Source organism: Campylobacter fetus subsp. fetus, from assembly GCF_900475935.1.
Taxonomy (GTDB): domain Bacteria; phylum Campylobacterota; class Campylobacteria; order Campylobacterales; family Campylobacteraceae; genus Campylobacter; species Campylobacter fetus.
The window spans coordinates 120,460-139,259 of record NZ_LS483431.1; the positions used below are offsets into that span (position 1 = coordinate 120,460).

Annotated in this window: 13 protein-coding genes, 2 tRNA genes and 2 rRNA genes; 12 read left to right on the forward strand and 5 right to left on the reverse strand. The window is 36.0% G+C overall.

Annotation, left to right across the window (positions count from 1 at the left end; translation table 11 throughout):
- Positions 1-3 precede the first annotated feature (3 nt).
- The 3 genes from DQN38_RS00705 to DQN38_RS09025 all read left to right on the forward strand — a co-directional run bounded on the left by DQN38_RS00705 (position 4) and on the right by DQN38_RS09025 (position 2,301).
- Positions 4-1,623 carry a sensor histidine kinase gene (locus DQN38_RS00705; RefSeq protein ID WP_065843893.1) on the forward strand — a complete coding sequence of 540 codons (1,620 nt, stop codon included), beginning with the start codon at positions 4-6 and terminating at the stop codon, positions 1,621-1,623.
- Positions 1,613-1,867: a response regulator gene (locus DQN38_RS09020; RefSeq protein WP_225893272.1), complete on the forward strand. Its 255-nt coding sequence runs from the start codon at positions 1,613-1,615 to the stop codon at positions 1,865-1,867. The genes DQN38_RS00705 and DQN38_RS09020 overlap by 11 nt, the downstream gene beginning before the upstream one ends.
- A gap of 119 nt (positions 1,868-1,986) precedes the next feature.
- Complete coding sequence (locus DQN38_RS09025) at positions 1,987-2,301, forward strand: winged helix-turn-helix domain-containing protein (protein ID WP_225893273.1); 315 nt, start codon at positions 1,987-1,989, stop codon at positions 2,299-2,301.
- A gap of 44 nt (positions 2,302-2,345) precedes the next feature.
- Here the strand turns inward: DQN38_RS09025 and DQN38_RS00715 are convergent.
- A tRNA-Ser gene (locus tag DQN38_RS00715) sits at positions 2,346-2,433 on the reverse strand.
- Between the two features lie 278 nt (positions 2,434-2,711).
- On the opposite strand from DQN38_RS00715, the gene moaC reads away from it, so the two are divergent.
- The 3 genes from moaC to DQN38_RS00730 are packed head-to-tail and all read left to right on the forward strand — an operon-like array spanning position 2,712 to position 4,629.
- Positions 2,712-3,188, forward strand: a complete 477-nt coding sequence (gene moaC, locus DQN38_RS00720; protein WP_065843894.1) for a cyclic pyranopterin monophosphate synthase MoaC — start codon at positions 2,712-2,714, stop codon at positions 3,186-3,188.
- Entirely contained in the window at positions 3,181-3,444 is a 264-nt protein-coding gene (locus tag DQN38_RS00725; RefSeq protein ID WP_002848135.1) for an HP0495 family protein, read from the forward strand. The genes moaC and DQN38_RS00725 overlap by 8 nt, the downstream gene beginning before the upstream one ends.
- A 9-nt stretch (positions 3,445-3,453) precedes the next feature.
- A complete protein-coding gene (locus DQN38_RS00730) occupies positions 3,454-4,629 on the forward strand; it encodes a hypothetical protein (protein ID WP_011731714.1) in 1,176 nt (391 codons plus the stop codon).
- Between the two features lie 82 nt (positions 4,630-4,711).
- Here the strand turns inward: DQN38_RS00730 and DQN38_RS00735 are convergent, their stop codons facing one another.
- Entirely contained in the window at positions 4,712-5,161 is a 450-nt protein-coding gene (locus DQN38_RS00735; protein WP_002848137.1) for a DUF411 domain-containing protein, read from the reverse strand.
- Between the two features lie 97 nt (positions 5,162-5,258).
- Entirely contained in the window at positions 5,259-6,932 is a 1,674-nt protein-coding gene (locus DQN38_RS00740; RefSeq protein WP_065843895.1) for an anaerobic C4-dicarboxylate transporter, read from the reverse strand.
- Positions 6,933-7,091: 159 nt separating this feature from the next.
- Here DQN38_RS00740 and DQN38_RS00745 point away from each other — a divergent pair, with 159 nt between their 5' ends.
- Positions 7,092-8,060 (forward strand): putative transporter, encoded by a 969-nt coding sequence (locus DQN38_RS00745; RefSeq protein ID WP_002848139.1) that lies wholly within the window; start codon positions 7,092-7,094, stop codon positions 8,058-8,060.
- A 7-nt stretch (positions 8,061-8,067) separates the two neighbouring features.
- A complete protein-coding gene (locus DQN38_RS00750) occupies positions 8,068-8,874 on the forward strand; it encodes a M48 family metallopeptidase (protein ID WP_065843896.1) in 807 nt (268 codons plus the stop codon).
- 90 nt (positions 8,875-8,964) lie between these two features.
- Here the strand turns inward: DQN38_RS00750 and DQN38_RS00755 are convergent, their stop codons facing one another.
- Complete coding sequence (locus tag DQN38_RS00755; protein WP_002848144.1) at positions 8,965-10,560, reverse strand: L-lactate permease; 1,596 nt, start codon at positions 10,558-10,560, stop codon at positions 8,965-8,967.
- A 350-nt stretch (positions 10,561-10,910) separates the two neighbouring features.
- Between DQN38_RS00755 and DQN38_RS00760 the strand changes: the two genes are divergently transcribed.
- Entirely contained in the window at positions 10,911-12,212 is a 1,302-nt protein-coding gene (locus DQN38_RS00760) for a hemolysin family protein (RefSeq protein ID WP_065844234.1), read from the forward strand.
- Here DQN38_RS00760 and cheQ read toward each other — a convergent pair.
- On the reverse strand, positions 12,209-12,685 hold the full coding sequence (cheQ, locus tag DQN38_RS00765) for a cheVAW transcriptional regulator CheQ (protein ID WP_002848148.1): 477 nt from the start codon (positions 12,683-12,685) through the stop codon (positions 12,209-12,211). The two genes, DQN38_RS00760 and cheQ, sit on opposite strands and share 4 nt — an antisense overlap.
- Before the next feature lie 547 nt (positions 12,686-13,232).
- Here cheQ and DQN38_RS00770 point away from each other — a divergent pair.
- The 3 genes from DQN38_RS00770 to DQN38_RS00780 all read left to right on the forward strand — a co-directional run bounded on the left by DQN38_RS00770 (position 13,233) and on the right by DQN38_RS00780 (position 18,533).
- A 16S ribosomal RNA gene (locus DQN38_RS00770) occupies positions 13,233-14,747 on the forward strand.
- 91 nt (positions 14,748-14,838) lie between these two features.
- Positions 14,839-14,914, forward strand: a tRNA-Ala gene (locus DQN38_RS00775).
- A gap of 588 nt (positions 14,915-15,502) precedes the next feature.
- Positions 15,503-18,533 (forward strand): 23S ribosomal RNA (locus DQN38_RS00780).
- The 16S and 23S rRNA genes sit together here with 1 tRNA gene alongside, the layout of an rRNA operon.
- Positions 18,534-18,800 lie beyond the last annotated feature (267 nt).

Here is an 18,800-nt window from a genome sequence, read left to right on the forward strand (position 1 = left end):
CTTATGAAAGAGATATTATACAAAAATAATATCTTTATAATATTTTCTATATTTTTCTTATTGCTTATGATAGGAAATTATTACCTAAATCGCTCATTTGTGAAAGAAGTTCTCACAAATGAGCAGCTTAGTATTTTAAAAAATTCAAGCGACAAGATACAAGAATGGCTTGAAAATAAAAAAACTAGTCTCAAATTCATTAGTTTGCTTGTCGCAAATTTCGACCATACGAAAGAGCAAAATACTATACAAGATATACTTATTAAATCTCAGGAAATAGCAAATTTTTCAAGTACGTACGTCGGATATGAAAACGACACGATGCTTTCTAGCAGAGTATTTCAAGGTCCAAAAAATTACGCGCCGACGCAAAGACCTTGGTATATAAACACTGTTTTACAAAACGGAATTTACATCACCAAGCCATATCTTGATGCCGGACTTAAAATTCCAGTTATATCGATTTGTCAAAGTATAAAACGAGAAAATAAACTACAAGGCGTTATTTGCGGCGTGATATCTTTCGAGAGTATAAAAAATGAAATTTTAAATTTGAGACTAGAAAACGGATATATATTTTTAATAGACGAAGATCTTAACATCTTACTTCATCCAGATAGCGAAACAGGATTTTCCCAAACAAAATTTAATATAGAAAATTTAGATTTTATCAAATCGTTAAGCCATGAAACGCAAAATGAAATTCTAAATTTCAAACCGCTTGAAAACTCAAAATTGATCTTGGTTACAAAAACGCTAAAAGATAATATATATAACAAAATAAACGAGCAATTTATAATAAATCTTATGATATATGTTATCAGTATTATTTTATTTTTGATATTGGCTTACTTTTACAACAAAAGGTTAGAGCGACAATCAAAAATATTTGAAAAAGCAAAAAGAGATTACGAAGTTCTTTTGTTCCAACAAACTAAAATGGCGGAGCTCGGTCAGATGATAGCGGCGCTTTCTCATCAGTGGATACAGCCTTTAAATTCACTCGGAATTTTCCTTGGAAATTTGATGCAGTTTAAAAAAATGAATAAACTAAGCGATGAAATTTTTTATGACAATATCACTAGATCTTTACAAAATATAGATTATATGTCAAAAACTATGGATATGTTTAAGAACTTTTATAAGATTGAAAAAAACGTTCAAGAATTTGATATACAAAAAGCGATAAACGATACGGTATGTGTTCTTTTTCCGGTAAAATCAACGATAGATATCAAAGTTACCATAGCAAAAGGCGTTACGCCGATGTGTAAAAATTATATAAATGAATTTAAACAGATAACTGCTTGTTTGATCCAAAATTCAAAACAAATTTTACAAAATAGTAAAAACAAAAAAAGAACCAGAATAGTAGTTAATATAAAACAAACTCAAACTCATTTTGTTATCAGAGTTATCGACAACGGTGATGGAATAGCTCAAAATTTCAAAGACGATCTTTTCACTCCTTTTATGAGTACGAAAGGCAGCTCCGGACTTGGTTTGTATATATCAAAATTGATAGCAAATAAAAAATGCGGCGGAGATCTATATGTAAGCAGATATCAAAATCCGACTATTTTTACGCTAACTATACTAAAAAAGGTAAAAGATGATAGATGAAAATATACTTAAAAAACTAAAAAATATATCGGTTTTGCTTGTTGAAGATGATGAAAATACAAGATTTGCCATAACTCAATCCTTGCAGTTTTATTGCAAAAAAATAGACGTCGCAAGCGACGGGCTTGAAGGATTTGACAAATTTTTTAAAGATAATTTTGATATCGTAGTTACTGATATAAATTTACCGAATTTAAACGGTCTTGAGATGCTAGATGAGATTAAAAAAGAGCCCCGCATGTAGCATCTATCATAATCACATCGTACGATACAAGCGAAAATATACTTGCAAGTATCGAGCTTGGGGCGTACAATTATCTTAGAAAACCTTTTAAAATCGAAGAGCTTCAAATAACTATTTTAATGGCTACAAAAAATTTATACGACAATAAAATATCCTTAAAAGACGACTATGAATATGACCTAGCTTCAAAAACGCTCTACAAAGACGGCGATATGATCTCATTTACAAAAATAGAATCAAAACTTCTGTATCTGCTTGTAAGCAATATCGATAAAATAGTAAGTTACGAGATGATCGAAAATTTCGTATGGGGCGATAAGGCGATGAGTAGCGAAGCCTTGCGTATGGTAATCAAAAAGATAAGATTAAAAACCACAAACGATATCATCGAAAATATTTCGGGTGTCGGATATAGAGTCATATCAAAGAAGTAAATTTAAACTCGGTGTTATAAATTTGATTGGTTTTAGGAATTTTATGGCGGACAGAGAGGGATTTGAACCCTCGAAAGCTTACACCTTACACGCGTTCCAGGCATGCTCCTTCAGCCGCTCGGACATCTATCCATTGAATCTTATGATTATATAGTAATTTAGCTTAAATTTAAAATAGAACTCTGAAAGAAACCGCCCACTTTTCAGTGAGCGCTTTACAAAAAGGAGGTTATTTGTTTAGGAGTTGACATTATATTCTTGAATTTTTAATATTAAATTAATGTAACGTTAAGATTATAATTTAAAACATTAATTTATTGCCATATTGTTTCAAATTTTATAACTATTCTATCCGCTAAAATAGTTTTTATTAAGTTTTCGCTATAATCGTCTTAAAAAAGGAGACTTTTATGCTGACGCATTTAAATGAGCAAAATCTTCCAAAGATGGTTGATGTCGGTCTTAAAGATGTTACTAGGCGAGTAGCTGTTGCTAGTGGAGCGATAAAAATGTCTTTAGAGGCGTACAGCGCCATTAAACAAAATACGGGTAAAAAAGGTCCGGTACTTCAAACAGCAGTAGTAGCAGCTGTTTTAGGAGCTAAAAAAACCAGCGATTTAATTCCTATGTGCCACCCTTTGCCTATAAACTCTATTAATATAAATATAGAAGATTTGGAAGAGCTTCCAGGGTTTAAGCTCGAAGCTACAGTGATTACAGATGGAAAAACTGGAGTAGAAATGGAAGCATTAACCAGTGTTAGCGTTGGACTTCTTACTATTTATGATATGATAAAAGCTATCGATAAATCTATGGAAATAATCTTTATAAGATTAGATATCAAAAGCGGCGGGAAAAGTGGAGATTATAGGAGAAAAAATGGCTAATGTATGTGATTTTAATGAAAAACCAGAGATAGTTTATCCGATTTTTTGGGAGTATAAAATTATTTTAGATAAAGACTCTGATGAAAAAAATTTGGTAAAAGAGTGTGTTGGAAACAGAAATTATACGCTTGATTTTTCTAAAAATAGCGCAGAGGGCAAATTTAAAAGTTTTAATCTTGCTGTTTTAGTAAATAGCGATGAAGAAAGATTGGAGCTTTTTAGCCTGCTTAAAAGATATTCAAAGTTCGTTTTATAAGGAGATACTATGAATTTAAAAGTGGTAATAGAGCAAAATTTAAATAACGATAATCTTGAAAACATTATCAAAAAAGAGATATTTAAATTTGCAAAAGATAGTTTTTTGGGACTTAGTTATGAGGAGAAATTAGAACGTTCTAAATCTTGCTTTAGTGAGATTTGTTCTTGTTTGAATGAGTTTGAACTTTTAAATCCTAAATTCGTAAATGCAGCCGTAGAATCTCTAAATAGGGCAATTGCTTACGAATCTGAGCAGTATCTATACAAGATAATATATGAAAGAGATAAATTAAAAAAGCAAATTATAGATCAAAAAGATCGGATAAGAGCTATTACGACGCTAAATTGTAAAAACATAGAAAATTATATATGTAAAACGGATTTTAAAAACAAAGATCAAATTTCAAAAGTTTTGAACGATAGATTGCTTTATGACACTCAGATGCTCGGTATCTTAAAAGAGACTACCGAATCTGCTTTTTTGACTACTATAGAGATGGGCGATGATGTTGAAGACACTGCGTATGAAATCGCTAAAAATATAGTTTATTTGGCTATAAATGAGGGGGATTTTACAAAAGAAAGATTTATAAATATCGCAAGAGTCGTGATAAAAAGTGCCGCTAGCATTGCAAATGAGAGTAAAATTTATGCAAAAGAGCTTGTTAAAAGCGCGATAAATGGCAGCAACGACGGCATTTCAAAAGCTATTGAAAAGTTTAAAGACGAGCTTAAATTTGCTCCGGACGAGATAGGAGATAGTTTAAATTATAGTGCAAAAGAGCTTATGAAAATAGAAGAAGATTTTATAATTCTATTAAAAGATATATCTTTAAGCGTGAATGAACCGGCTTCCATCATAGTAGCAGAAGTTTTGCAAAGCGACTATGATTCGTATTTTGCTAGACTAAGAAGAATTTCAGCTGAAACAAGAGAACAGATAATGGATAAGATAGATGAGATTAGCCATAAAAGATTTAAATTAACGGGTGATTTAAACATAGATGAGAGGATTTCAAATTTAAAAAAAGAGATTGGCGAGTTAGAGAAAAAAGCCAGTCAAAAATTAACTCAGATAAAAAGTCTTCAAACATTTGAAAATGCAAAAACAGAAGCAAAAAAACTTGGAGATAGAGTTTATGAAGCCGCAAAAAATCTGATAGATTCGGCAAAGAAAAAGTAGAATATCAGAGTCAAATTTAGATAAATTTAACTATAAAGGCAGTAAAAAACTGCTTTTATAGTTGTTTTGTTCCAAATTTAGACTATTTTATCTCATCAGAACCTTTATATGTTGCCCAGACTTTTTGACTTCCGTCTTTATAAAATGCAATTATTTTATAAGTTTCTTCTATACCATCTTGTTCCATACCAGGACTTCCGATAGGCATTCCAGGAACACTTATACCAATGACGTCGTCTGGTTTTTGAGATAATAATTTTTTTATCTCGGCTGCTGGAACATGACCCTCTATAGCATATCCGCCGACCAAAGCCGTATGGCAGCTAGATAATTCATCTGGAACTCCAGCATTATGCTTTATATTCATTATATCGTTTGTTTTGTACTCTTTAGTACTAAATCCATTTTTCTCCATAGCTTTTGACCAGTTACTGCAGCAACCGCACTCCGGAGTTTTATAAACGTCTATATCTGCGCTAAACGCAGTAGTAGCAAGTAGCGTAGTGCCGATAAACAAAGAAGCAATTTTCATAAAAATCCTTTATAGGTAAGTTATGAAATTGTAAAATATTAGATTAAATGTAGAATTAATTAAAAGTGATTTGGGTCAAAGCCCAAATCATTATATATTATAGATAGCCATAAAGTCCAGCAAATATATATCCAAATATACAAGAGCTTATAACTCCGATAAGCCCCGGAATAATAAAGCTGTGATTTATAACGTATTTGCCTATATGTGTGGTTCCTGAGCGGTCAAATTGTATCGCCGCAAGGTCACTTGGATATGTAGGTAAAATATAATAACCATAACAAGCGGGAGCAAAAGCTAAAATTATAGCTGGGCTAACGCCGATTCCTAAAGCAAGAGGAACAAATGCAACTAAAGCTGCAGCTTGAGAATTAACAAATTTAGATACCAAAAGTAGCATTATGGCGTATGTCCAAGGATATTGAGTAACAACTCCACCAAGCATATCTTTCATCATAGGAGTATGCACTCCAAACATAGTCTCAGCCATCCATGATATACCAAATACGGCAACCAAGGCTATCATACCTGAGCGGAAAATCTCATTTTTACCTATGCTTCCCGCGTTTGTAGGAGTAAAGATTAAGATAAGAGCTCCTGCTAAAAGCATAAAAATTTGAATAGTATCAACCATGCTTAGCGTAGTTTTGCTCGCTACTTTATTTGATAAAGAAATAGTTGAGTTTGGATACTCTTTTACTTCGCCTTTTACGTTTGTATAAATAACGCTACCTTGCTCATTTTGAGAAAGCATTAGTTTTGAACCGTCTTTTTGTGTGATAGTTAGTCCCGAGATATTGTTTGCAACATTTTTAACTTTATTACCTGAAATATCTATGCTAGAGCCAGAAACCTCAGCTTTTGCATCTTTTAAAACGATTTTTTCTAAGATCTTTTGCTCTGTCGGATATGCAGCTACGATTTGAACTACTGCACCGTCTTTATTTGAATTCCAAGCCGGTCTTAGGTCTTTGAAATATCCAAGTGTAGCAACTACGGCTATAGTTCCTAAAAATATCCACATAGCGGCCCAGCTGGTTTTTGGAAGTTTTTTACCAAGAAGAGTCGTGCCGTCTCCATACACGTATTTCTTTACTTCAGGATCTTTAATTCTTCCTTGAAATTCAAGGTCTTTATCGAGATCTTTTCCTCTAAACCAAGAAAACATTCCAACGCATAAAACACCAAGATATGTTGAAGGAATTGTTATTTTAAGAAGATCTAAATAACCGTCAAATCCAGCTAGATGATGATCTGCGCTTATAAGAAACGCTGTTAAAGTCACAACCGCAACAGAAACCGGACTCGCAATGATACCCATTTGAGAAGCGATCGAACTAGCAGCCATAGGACGTTCTGGACGAATTCCATTTTTGATGGCCACATCATAAACGATAGGAAGCATTGTATAAACAACGTGTCCCGTTCCGCAAAGTATCGTAAGAGTAGAAGTTACGAACGGAGCCAAAATACTTATGTATTTTGGATTTTTACGCAGTACTTTTTCTGCTATTTGCAGCATCACATCAAGTCCGCCGCTTGCTTGTAAAGTAGCGCTTGCTACAACTACTGCGAGTATTGTTAGCATAACTGCAATTGCAGGTTTTCCCGGTTGTATACCAAATGCGAAAACTAGAACTATAAGGCCTATACCGCCAAGAAGTCCTAAAGCTATACCGCCTTTTTTCGCACCGTAAAATAGACAAATAAGCACAATTAAAAGTTGAATTGTAAATTGCCAACCTTCACTTAGATTTATTAGAAAATCCATCGTTTCTCCCTTATTTAAAAAGTATTAGTAATAATTGTATTCCTATTAATTTTAAATTCTACTTAAATGCTCTGCAAATACATATTAATTATTAATATTTATAAAAAATAAATTTGTAAAAAATGTGCTATAATCAGCTAAATTTATAAGGGTTTATAGATGTTTTCATCGTTTTTTAAAAGTAAAAAGTGGTCTCTTTGGGCTTATGGCGGACTTCTTGTGATAGTCATTTCGCTAGTTCTTCAAACAAGATTAAATGTAGCAATTAATGATTGGTACAAAAATTTTTACGATATTTTACAAAATGTCAAAGAACATTCCATAGATGAGTTTTGGGCCGGAATTTGGAAATTTTTATTTATTGCTATGCCTTATGTTATTATCGCTACTCTTACTAATTTTTTTGCTAGTCATTGGGTATTTCGTTGGCGTGAAGCTATGACTTTTTCATATGTGGATATCTGGAGAAAGTGTGAACAAGATATAGAAGGATCTAGCCAGCGTATGCAAGAAGATGTTTATAGATTTGCTAAGATAACAGAGACTTTAGGACTTCAAGTTCTTAGAGCTATTATGATTCTTATAGCTTTTATACCTGTTTTGTGGGGACTTAGCAAAGGTGTTGACGTGCCTATTATAAAAGATATCCCAGGATCTTTGGTATGGGTAGCGCTTATAGTTAGCGTCGGAGGACTCGTAATATCATGGTTTGTCGGTATCAAGCTACCAAAACTAGAGTATAACATACAAAGAAGCGAAGCTGCATTTAGAAAAGAGCTTGTATATGCCGAAGATGATAAGATAAATTATGCCAAAAATGAGAGCGTTGTAGAGCTATTTACCGGACTTAGGATAAATTTTTACAGACTGTTTTTGCATTATGGCTACTTTAATATCTGGTTAATCTCATTTTCTCAATTTATGGTTATAGTACCTTTTATGATAATGGGAGCAGGGCTTTTTACGGGTCTCATCACTCTTGGTATTTTAGTGCAAGTTAGCAACGCATTTGATCAAGTAAGAAGCAGCTTTAGTGTATTTATAGATAATTGGACTACTATAACTGAGCTTAGAAGTATTCATAAACGTTTGGATGAATTTGAGAAGAATATCAAATTTAAAGGATAAATTTATAATGAAGAGTAATTTTGTTGCTATTTTGGCTTTTAGCTTAGTGATTTTAGGCGGATGTTTTTATAGCTCAACAAAGCCGACGGTTTCTCAAGCTAGCCATTCTCAGCTATTTTTAGTAAGCAAAGAGCAGATGGATGTCGGTGCTAAAGATGCTTATAATGAAGTTTTAATAGCAGCTAAAAACAAAAACAAGCTAAATGTCAACACCAAAGAAACCAAACGAGTAAGAGATATATCAAGCAGACTTATATCGCAAGTCGGTGCTTTTAGAAGTGATGCTAGTAATTGGGATTGGCAAGTAAATGTGATAAATGAAAGCACGGTAAATGCGTGGTGTATGCCAGGAGGTAAAATAGTAGTTTATAGCGGAATAATAGAAAAATTAAATTTAAATGACAATGAACTAGCTGCTATAATAGGTCACGAGATCTCTCACGCCTTAAGAGAACATAGCAGAGAAAATGCTAGTATAGATTTAGCTAAAAATGCAGCTATCACGATCGGAGGTAAGCTTTTAGGGCTTGATGAGGCTAGTATGAATTTAGCAAATTTAGCTACAAAATATACGATAACTCTTCCATTTTCTAGATCAAATGAGACTGAAGCAGATGCTATGGGAGCCGAATTGATGGCAAGAGCTGGATTTGATCCAAGCTCTGCGATAACTCTTTGGGAAAAGATGTCAAAACTAAGTTCATCATCTGCTTTACAGATAACTTCCACTCACCCATCTCATTCTACTAGAATAAACGACTTAAAAAATATCATTAAAAAAGTAGAACCTTTATATCTAAATTCACAAAAGTAGTTTTTATATCGGTTTTATTTTAAATTTAAAATTTAGGTAAATTAACCTATCTAAATTTGCAGCTTTTATACTGCAAATTTATAGCTAAGATCAAGCAGTCGGGATTATAAATGGTAGCCAGTGAGCTATTATATAAGTTATAGCGCCACAAGCTATTATGAATCCTATCGAGTATTTTACTGTAAATCTAAATAGATCGCTTTCTTTTCCTACCAAACCAACAGCTGCACACGCTATAGCGATACTCTGCGGACTTATCATTTTACCTACTACGCCCCCAAACGTATTTGCTGCTAAAAACAGTACATCAAGACCTTGCTTGATTGTCGCATCAGGTGCACTCATAAGTGCGTTTGCAGCTGCTACTTGAAGTGATCCAAATAGTAAATTTGAGCTAGTATCCGAGCCTGTTAGAAATACTCCTAACCAACCTATAATAGGTGAGAAAAATGCAAACGCGTCGCCCGTTTGAGCAAGAGCCGTTCCCATAAGACTTGCTTGACCGCTTTTTTCGGCTAAAACTGCGTAAGCGACCACCAGACCTATCGTAAGTACCGGAATTTTCATCTCTTTTAAAGTATCTTTGGCTGCTAAAGCGACTGTTTTTGCATTTACGCTTAGTATAAATATGCTCACTATGCCGGCTAAAAGTATAGCCGTACCTGCTGTAAGTATTAAGTCTAGTCTAAATTTTATATCTTCATATATGACAAATGTCATACCGGTAAACTCAAACATCCCTCCGGTTTTAAATAGTGCTTTGAAACTAGGAATCTGCCAGATTATTACGGCTACTACTAGTATAATAAAAGGCGCCCATGCTAACCAAATATCTTTTAAAGGTATTAATTGCCCATCATCTTTATATTCGCTTCTGTCAACTCTGAATATATTTTTTGGTTTCCAAATTTTTAAAAATGCAGATGTAACTATGATGGATACTATCGCCGAAATAATATCTGGAAGTTCCGGTCCTATATGGTTTGAACTATAAAACTGTGTCGCCGCAAAACTGATAGTAGCTACAAATATAGCAGGAAACGTCTCCCTAACTCCTTTAAATCCATCCATTAAAAATACGATGAAAAACGGAACAAAAAGACTAACAGGCGGAAGCATTCTTCCTACCATTGCGGAGATAACGTTTTGATCGACATTTACAGCTTGAGCCATAGCTATAATAGGAATTCCAACAGCGCCAAATGCAACTGGAGCGGTATTTGCTATCAAACAAAGACCAGCAGCGTATAAAGGGCGAAGGCCAAGTCCAACCAACAAAGCCGCAGTTATAGCAACAGGTCCGCCAAATCCGATAGCGCCTTCTAAAAACGAGCCAAAACAAAACGCGATCAATATAACTTGAATTCTGTGATCCGGAGTTATACTCATTACACTATGTTTTAATACGTTAAAGTATCCGCTCTTATCAGAAAGTTTGTACAAAAATATTGCGGCGATTATAATCCACGCAATAGGCCATAAGCCTTTTAAAAATCCGCCTGCAAACGACGCTAAAGCCTTGATCACGGACATATCATTGAGTGTAATAGCTATGATAAAACTTAGAGTAACCGTAGCTGCTGCGGCCACCCAACCTTTTAGCTTCAGCCATACTAAGGCTGTAAAAAATAGAATAATAGGCAGCCCGCTAATAGCGGCATGTAGCCAATTTACTTCATTAGTCATTAAGTCTCCTTATAATTTTTTTATAAAGCTATGGTGTTACTATATCAAAAAAATTAAGTTTTATAAAGAATACTTATTCAATTTATCAAAAAAATAGTTAATATGTTTAAATTTGTTACATACTAGGCAATATTTTAATAGTTTATTATAAAATATTTTAAGTATATAGTTTAAATTTAAATTTATAATTGTTTAAATTTGAAACATATCGTAAAAATAACACATATTTACTTTTTATAAGTTTGAAATTTGAATTATGAATTGTTTAATATATTTTTGTAAAAAAATTTGATATAATATGAAAAATTTTTTCTAAATAAGGATATTAATTGGACACGGAACCCATTCTTATGATTATACTTGCCGCTGTTTTTATATTTTTAAACGGCTTTTTCGTTTTATCTGAATTTTGTATTGTTAAAGTCAGAAAGTCAAGGCTTGAAGAGCTTGTAAAAGACAGAGTCCCAAATGCAAAACTCGCCTACAAAATGTCAAATTCACTAGATACTTATCTTAGCGCTACTCAACTTGGTATTACCCTTAGTTCGCTTGCTCTTGGTTGGATAGGTGAGCCGGCGGTTGCAAATGTTATAGTATCTCCTCTTAAAAATTACTTCGGTATAGAAGGAGTAGCTGTTCATACGATATCATTCATTATAGCTTTTAGCATTATTACTTTTTTGCATGTCGTGTTAGGTGAGCTTGTACCAAAGTCTGTAGCTATAGCAAAATCAGAAAAAGCAGTTCTTATTATAGCTAGACCGCTATATTTCTTTTGGATTATATTTTTTCCTATTATAAAGATGTTTGATTTTATGGCTGGAATGTTTTTAAAGCTCATAGGTATAAAACCAGCCAAAGATAGTGAGCTTGCTCACTCTGAAGAGGAGATAAAAATTATAGTCGGAGAGAGTTTAAAAGGCGGCGTTTTAGATAGCATGGAAAGTGAAATTATCAAAAATGCGGTAGATTTCAGCGATACGGTTGCAAAAGAGATCATGACTCCTAGAAAAGATGTTATATGTCTAAATAAGCAAAAGAGTTTTGAAGAAAATATGCAAGTTATCCAAAATAGTAAATTTACTAGATTTCCATATATAGATGGGAGCAAGGACGTTGTTTTAGGTATGATACATATAAGAGATATTCTCCAAAATGATTTAATCGGGCAAAACACAAATCTTGATAAAATCGTACGTAAATTTATAATTGTTCCTGAAAATAGCTCTATCTCAAAGATATTGGTAATGATGAATAAAGATAGAATTTCAGCAGCTCTCGTCGTCGACGAGTACGGTGGAACCGCAGGACTTCTTACTATGGAAGATATCATAGAAGAGATAGTAGGCGACATAAACGATGAGCACGACGATAAAAATCAAAGTTATAAAAAAATCTCTGAGCATAGTTATGAGTTTAACGGTAGATTTGATATAGAAAGCGTTGAAGAGATTATGGAGATAAGCTTTGATGAAGAAACAGAACAGCTTACTATAGGCGGATATGTATTTAATCTTTTTGAAAGACTTCCGGTGGTCGGTGATGCGATTGAAGATGAAAACTGTATTTATGAAGTTCTGAAAATGGATGGAACTAGCATATTAACAGTAAAAGCAACTCTTAAATCCGAAGATTCTAACAATTTTATTTAATAATACCCAAGGCAGAGCGTATCAGTAAGTTTGATACGCTTTTCTAACGGAGTAGGCGAAAAATACTTACACTTTTCTATATAAATATGCGTTTTATAATCAAGCCCCAAGTCATCATATAGCTTTTTCAAATTTACAAATTTAAATTTAGCTATATTTCTAATCTCTAATTTATCATATAAATTTGAACCGTTCGATTTTGTTAAGTGAGAACTAGAAAGTCCGGTAAATGAGCAAAATGCACTAGAAAGAACAAATCCGTTTAAATTTGAGCAGCTTTTTAAATAAATTTGGTATTTGACTGGAATTGATTTTTTGTGTAAAAATACCGCTTTTGAATTTTGATATGATGCGCAAACTCCGTTTTTCCAAAATAGATAAGCATTTGAACTGATGTTTGCTAATTTATATATTTCGTAGTTAAGAACATATTCATCTAAAAATTCATTACAGGGCAGTGTTATTTTGAGCATATAAACCTCGTTATTAGAATTTAAAATAAATTTTTATTATAATCTAAAATTTAATACTATTTTATCTTAATAATGTATATATAATTTATAAATCTAGTTAAATATCATAATTGCACTAATTATTTTGCAATCTATCTACCATTTTAAGCCTCCTTTAAGCACTACTCTTGTATAATTCCAACTCACGAAACGGGAAAGACCTTTTAACTCTTCTAGTTAGAAATCCTTTTTATTTTCGATGTTTTTTAAATTTATAAATGTTAAACTATTTTTATAGTCAATCTTTGAAATCTAAACAAGTGATCGATTGAGCCAGAACTAATTTTAAAGTTAGTTCTATATTAGTATAGAGTAATTATATTATCTTTATACTTATTAATATATAAAAACATTAAAAAGTTTTTTAGATTAAAAACTTCATAATCATTAATTATCTAAAGATCTGTTTTAGCTCTAAGCTAAAACATTAAATTTAGATTGCTTTTGCAATCTTTGTCTTTAGTATTACTTCTTAAGTTTAGCTTGCTAAACTGCTAGAGAAGATTTTTTTATGGAGAGTTTGATCCTGGCTCAGAGTGAACGCTGGCGGCGTGCCTAATACATGCAAGTCGAACGGAGTATTAAGAGAGCTTGCTCTTTTAATACTTAGTGGCGCACGGGTGAGTAATGTATAGTTAATCTGCCCTACACTGGAGGACAACAGTTAGAAATGACTGCTAATACTCCATACTCCTTCTTAACATAAGTTAAGTCGGGAAAGTTTTTCGGTGTAGGATGAGACTATATTGTATCAGCTAGTTGGTAAGGTAATGGCTTACCAAGGCTTTGACGCATAACTGGTCTGAGAGGATGATCAGTCACACTGGAACTGAGACACGGTCCAGACTCCTACGGGAGGCAGCAGTAGGGAATATTGCTCAATGGGGGAAACCCTGAAGCAGCAACGCCGCGTGGAGGATGACACTTTTCGGAGCGTAAACTCCTTTTGTTAGGGAAGAACCATGACGGTACCTAACGAATAAGCACCGGCTAACTCCGTGCCAGCAGCCGCGGTAATACGGAGGGTGCAAGCGTTACTCGGAATCACTGGGCGTAAAGGACGCGTAGGCGGATTATCAAGTCTTTTGTGAAATCTAACAGCTTAACTGTTAAACTGCTTGAGAAACTGATAATCTAGAGTGAGGGAGAGGCAGATGGAATTGGTGGTGTAGGGGTAAAATCCGTAGAGATCACCAGGAATACCCATTGCGAAGGCGATCTGCTGGAACTCAACTGACGCTAATGCGTGAAAGCGTGGGGAGCAAACAGGATTAGATACCCTGGTAGTCCACGCTCTAAACGATGTATACTAGTTGTTGCTGTGCTAGTCACGGCAGTAATGCACCTAACGGATTAAGTATACCGCCTGGGGAGTACGGTCGCAAGATTAAAACTCAAAGGAATAGACGGGGACCCGCACAAGCGGTGGAGCATGTGGTTTAATTCGAAGATACGCGAAGAACCTTACCTGGGCTTGATATCCAACTAATCTCTTAGAGATAAGAGAGTGCTAGCTTGCTAGAAAGTTGAGACAGGTGCTGCACGGCTGTCGTCAGCTCGTGTCGTGAGATGTTGGGTTAAGTCCCGCAACGAGCGCAACCCACGTATTTAGTTGCTAACAGTTCGGCTGAGCACTCTAAATAGACTGCCTTCGCAAGGAGGAGGAAGGTGTGGACGACGTCAAGTCATCATGGCCCTTATGCCCAGGGCGACACACGTGCTACAATGGCATATACAATGAGATGCAATATCGCGAGATGGAGCAAATCTATAAAATATGTCCCAGTTCGGATTGGAGTCTGCAACTCGACTCCATGAAGCCGGAATCGCTAGTAATCGTAGATCAGCCATGCTACGGTGAATACGTTCCCGGGTCTTGTACTCACCGCCCGTCACACCATGGGAGTTGATTTCACTCGAAGTCGGAATGCTAAACTAGCTACCGCCCACAGTGGAATCAGCGACTGGGGTGAAGTCGTAACAAGGTAACCGTAGGAGAACCTGCGGTTGGATCACCTCCTTTCTAGAGTACAATACTAGTAAGTCTCACAGCTACTAGTAAAAGAAAGATACGATAGCTCAATCACACTTGTTTAGGTTTGAGGGATTGACATGGGGAATTAGCTCAGCTGGGAGAGCGCCTGCTTTGCACGCAGGAGGTCAGCGGTTCGATCCCGCTATTCTCCACCATAGTTTAATATTATAAAAGTTTAATTAGAAAGCTTGATTTTTATATTTAAACTTTCTCATTAGACTTTAGTCTAAACGTTATTTAAAATATCATTGTTAAAAGTCACAATCAAGTTTTAATAAAATAAAACAATTTTACAGGACTTGTTGAAGCTTTAAATATAGACTAATTTTAGCAAGTAATTAATCACCAAATCTGTTATCCCAATAACTACAATAGATTAATTATTAAATTTAACATCACAAGCTATTGAGCTTTTAAAACTTACTTAATAGTAGTTAATGCTTTCCGTCTTATAAATCTATATTTAAATATTGTAAAACAAACATAATATTTAAGCTTTTAAATTTAATAATTTATTATCTTATATATCTGTTTTATCTTTAACAAGGAAGTGATGCAAATTAGAATAATAATCTAAACAAAAATATAAAAACTTCTCAATTCCGAAATACCAAATTTAGTATTTAAGTTTGTCTTTAAGGCAAATGAACACAATATTTTATTGTGTTGTATTTTAGGCGGTTGGGGGAGTGCTTGCACTTCCCATCGGAACAAGAGCTTTGCTCTTGCGAGAAGACTAAAAAAGGTAAGCTACTAAGAGCAAATGGTGGATGCCTTGGCTAGTAGAGGCGATGAAAGACGTGCCAGGCTGCGATAAGTCTCGGGGAGCCGTCAAGGGGCTTTGATCCGGGAATTTCTGAATGGGGCAACCCAGTATATAGTGATATATACTACCGCAATGCGGAGCTAACGTTGGGAATTGAAACATCTTAGTACCAACAGGAAAAGAAATCAAAAGAGATTACGCTAGTAGCGGCGAGCGAACGCGTAAGAGGGCAAACCGTTAGTTTACTAACGGGGTTGTAGGACTGCAACATAGACTTAAACAAACTAATAGAATAACCTGGAAAGGTTGACCATAGAGGGTGATAGTCCCGTATATGAAAGTGCGTTTATACTTAGCAGTATCCTGAGTAGGGCGGGACACGTGAAATCCTGTCTGAAGCTGGGGAGACCACTCTCCAACCCTAAATACTACTACTAGACCGATAGTGCACAAGTACCGTGAGGGAAAGGTGAAAAGAACTGAGGTGATCAGAGTGAAATAGAACCTGAAACCATTTGCTTACAATCATTCAGAGCACGATTCTTTATGACGTGTGATGGACTGCCTTTTGCATAATGAGCCTGCGAGTTGTGGTGTCTGGCGAGGTTAAGGAAACCCGGAGCCGTAGCGAAAGCGAGTCTTAATAGGGCGTATAGTCAGATGCTGCAGACCCGAAACGATGTGATCTATCCATGAGCAGGTTGAAACTGGTGTAAGAGCCAGCGGAGGACCGAACAGACGGCCGTTGAAAAGGCTCCTGATGACTTGTGGATAGGGGTGAAAGGCCAATCAAACATCGTGATAGCTGGTTCTCTCCGAAATATATTTAGGTATAGCGTTGTGTCGTAATTATAAGGGGTAGAGCACTGAATGGGCTAGGGCATATACCAATGTACCAAACCCTATCAAACTCCGAATACTTATAACGTAATCACAGCAGTCAGGCGGCGAGTGATAAAATCCGTCGTCAAGAGGGGAACAACCCAGACTAACAGCTAAGGTCCCTAAATCTCATTTAAGTGGAAAACGATGTGGAGTTACTGAAACAACCAGGAGGTTGGCTTAGAAGCAGCCATCCTTTAAAGAAAGCGTAATAGCTCACTGGTCTAGTGATTCTGCGCGGAAAATATAACGGGGCTAAAATGAGTACCGAAGCTTTAGACTTGCACTTAATTCTAATTATAAATTTGGCTATGAGCTTTTAAGTTATATTTCTCATAATTTAATTGCACTCATATAAATTAAATTATGAGAAAATAGTTTAGCTAAAATAATTAGAAGTAATTAGAATTAAGTGCAAGTGGTAGGAGAGCGTTCTATTCAGCGTTGAAGGTATACCGGTAAGGAGTGCTGGAGCGGATAGAAGTGAGCATGCAGGCATGAGTAGCGATAATTGATGTGAGAATCATCAACGCCGAAAACCCAAGGTTTCCTACGCGATGCTCGTCATCGTAGGGTTAGTCGGGTCCTAAGCAAAGTCCGAAAGGGGTATGCGATGGAAAATTGGTTAATATTCCAATACCAATTATTATGTGCGATGGAAGGACGCTTAAAGTTAGTGGAGCTAGCGGATGGAAGTGCTAGTCTAAGGGTGTAGGTTGAGTTATAGGCAAATCCGTAACTCTTTATCCGAGACCTAAAAGGCTCATGACGCTCTTCGGAGTAGATTGAGAATCCATGATACTATCGAGCCAAGAAAAGTTTCTAAGTTTAGTAATAATTGCCCGTACCGTAAACCGACACAGGTGGGTGGGATGAGTATTCTAAGGCGCGTGGAAGAACTCTCTTTAAGGAACTCTGCAAAATAGCACCGTATCTTCGGTATAAGGTGTGCCTAACTTTGTATTAAGATTCACTCCCAAAGCAAAGAAGGTTACAACAAAGAGTCCCTCCCGACTGTTTACCATAAACACAGCACTCTGCTAACACGTAAGTGGATGTATAGGGTGTGACGCCTGCCCGGTGCTCGAAGGTTAATTGATGATGTTAGCTATGCGAAGCATTTGATCGAAGCCCGAGTAAACGGCGGCCGTAACTATAACGGTCCTAAGGTAGCGAAATTCCTTGTCGGTTAAATACCGACCTGCATGAATGGCGTAACGAGATGGGAGCTGTCTCAAAGAGGGATCCAGTGAAATTGTAGTGGAGGTGAAAATTCCTCCTACCCGCGGCAAGACGGAAAGACCCCGTGGACCTTTACTACAGCTTGACACTGCTATTTGGATAAAGATGCGCAGGATAGGTGGGAGGCTTTGATCCATAGACCCTGGTTTATGGTGAGCCATTGTTGAGATACCACTCTTCTTTATTCGAGTAGCTAACTAGCCTAAGTTATCCTTAGGTAGGACAATGTCTGGTGGGTAGTTTGACTGGGGCGGTCGCCTCCCAAAATGTAACGGAGGCTTACAAAGGTTGGCTCAGAACGGTTGGAAATCGTTCGTAGAGTATAAAGGCATAAGCCAGCTTAACTGCAAGACATACACGTCAAGCAGAGACGAAAGTCGGTCTTAGTGATCCGGTGGTTCTGTGTGGAAGGGCCATCGCTCAAAGGATAAAAGGTACCCCGGGGATAACAGGCTGATCTCCCCCAAGAGCTCACATCGACGGGGAGGTTTGGCACCTCGATGTCGGCTCATCGCATCCTGGGGCTGGAGCAGGTCCCAAGGGTATGGCTGTTCGCCATTTAAAGCGGTACGCGAGCTGGGTTCAGAACGTCGTGAGACAGTTCGGTCCCTATCTGCCGTGGGCGTAAGAAGATTGAGGAGAGTTGACCCTAGTACGAGAGGACCGGGTCGAACTAGCCACTGGTGTACCAGTTGTTCTGCCAAGAGCATCGCTGGGTAGCTAAGCTAGGATGAGATAAGAGCTGAAAGCATCTAAGCTCGAAGCCAACTCCAAGATGAATCTTCTTTTAAGAGCTCTAGTAGACTACTAGTTTGATAGGCTGGGTGTGTAATGGATGAAAGTCCTTTAGCTGACCAGTACTAATAGCTCGTTTGCTTATCTTTATATAAGCATCACTTCCTTGTTAAGGATAAATTTGCTTTGTCTTTTTTCTACTATGCGACGTTAGATTACGTTTCAAACTTCGGTCACGAACTTTATGTTCGCTCCTTTGTTTTTACTTATCTGCCTTGCCTAGCGAAAAAAACAGTTAGCAAAAAGTTCAATTAATCTTAGAACTTAAAACGATCCTTGCAAAGAAAATAGTTTTACTCTAGTTAAAACCGAAAAGACTTTTAACGATTATTTAACAAACAGTGTTAAATAAGAGA

What these genes read in the sequence shown, in the direction of transcription:
- DQN38_RS00705 (WP_065843893.1), top strand. Translation starts at nt 4, where the DNA reads ATGAAAGAGATATTATACAAAAATAATATCTTTATAATATTTTCTATA.
- DQN38_RS09020 (WP_225893272.1), top strand. Translation starts at nt 1,613, where the DNA reads ATGATAGATGAAAATATACTTAAAAAACTAAAAAATATATCGGTTTTG.
- DQN38_RS09025 (WP_225893273.1), top strand. Translation starts at nt 1,987, where the DNA reads ATGGCTACAAAAAATTTATACGACAATAAAATATCCTTAAAAGACGAC.
- moaC (WP_065843894.1), top strand. Translation starts at nt 2,712, where the DNA reads ATGCTGACGCATTTAAATGAGCAAAATCTTCCAAAGATGGTTGATGTC.
- DQN38_RS00725 (WP_002848135.1), top strand. Translation starts at nt 3,181, where the DNA reads ATGGCTAATGTATGTGATTTTAATGAAAAACCAGAGATAGTTTATCCG.
- DQN38_RS00730 (WP_011731714.1), top strand. Translation starts at nt 3,454, where the DNA reads ATGAATTTAAAAGTGGTAATAGAGCAAAATTTAAATAACGATAATCTT.
- DQN38_RS00735 (WP_002848137.1), bottom strand. Translation starts at nt 5,161, where the DNA reads ATGAAAATTGCTTCTTTGTTTATCGGCACTACGCTACTTGCTACTACT.
- DQN38_RS00740 (WP_065843895.1), bottom strand. Translation starts at nt 6,932, where the DNA reads ATGGATTTTCTAATAAATCTAAGTGAAGGTTGGCAATTTACAATTCAA.
- DQN38_RS00745 (WP_002848139.1), top strand. Translation starts at nt 7,092, where the DNA reads ATGTTTTCATCGTTTTTTAAAAGTAAAAAGTGGTCTCTTTGGGCTTAT.
- DQN38_RS00750 (WP_065843896.1), top strand. Translation starts at nt 8,068, where the DNA reads ATGAAGAGTAATTTTGTTGCTATTTTGGCTTTTAGCTTAGTGATTTTA.
- DQN38_RS00755 (WP_002848144.1), bottom strand. Translation starts at nt 10,560, where the DNA reads ATGACTAATGAAGTAAATTGGCTACATGCCGCTATTAGCGGGCTGCCT.
- DQN38_RS00760 (WP_065844234.1), top strand. Translation starts at nt 10,911, where the DNA reads ATGATTATACTTGCCGCTGTTTTTATATTTTTAAACGGCTTTTTCGTT.
- cheQ (WP_002848148.1), bottom strand. Translation starts at nt 12,685, where the DNA reads ATGCTCAAAATAACACTGCCCTGTAATGAATTTTTAGATGAATATGTT.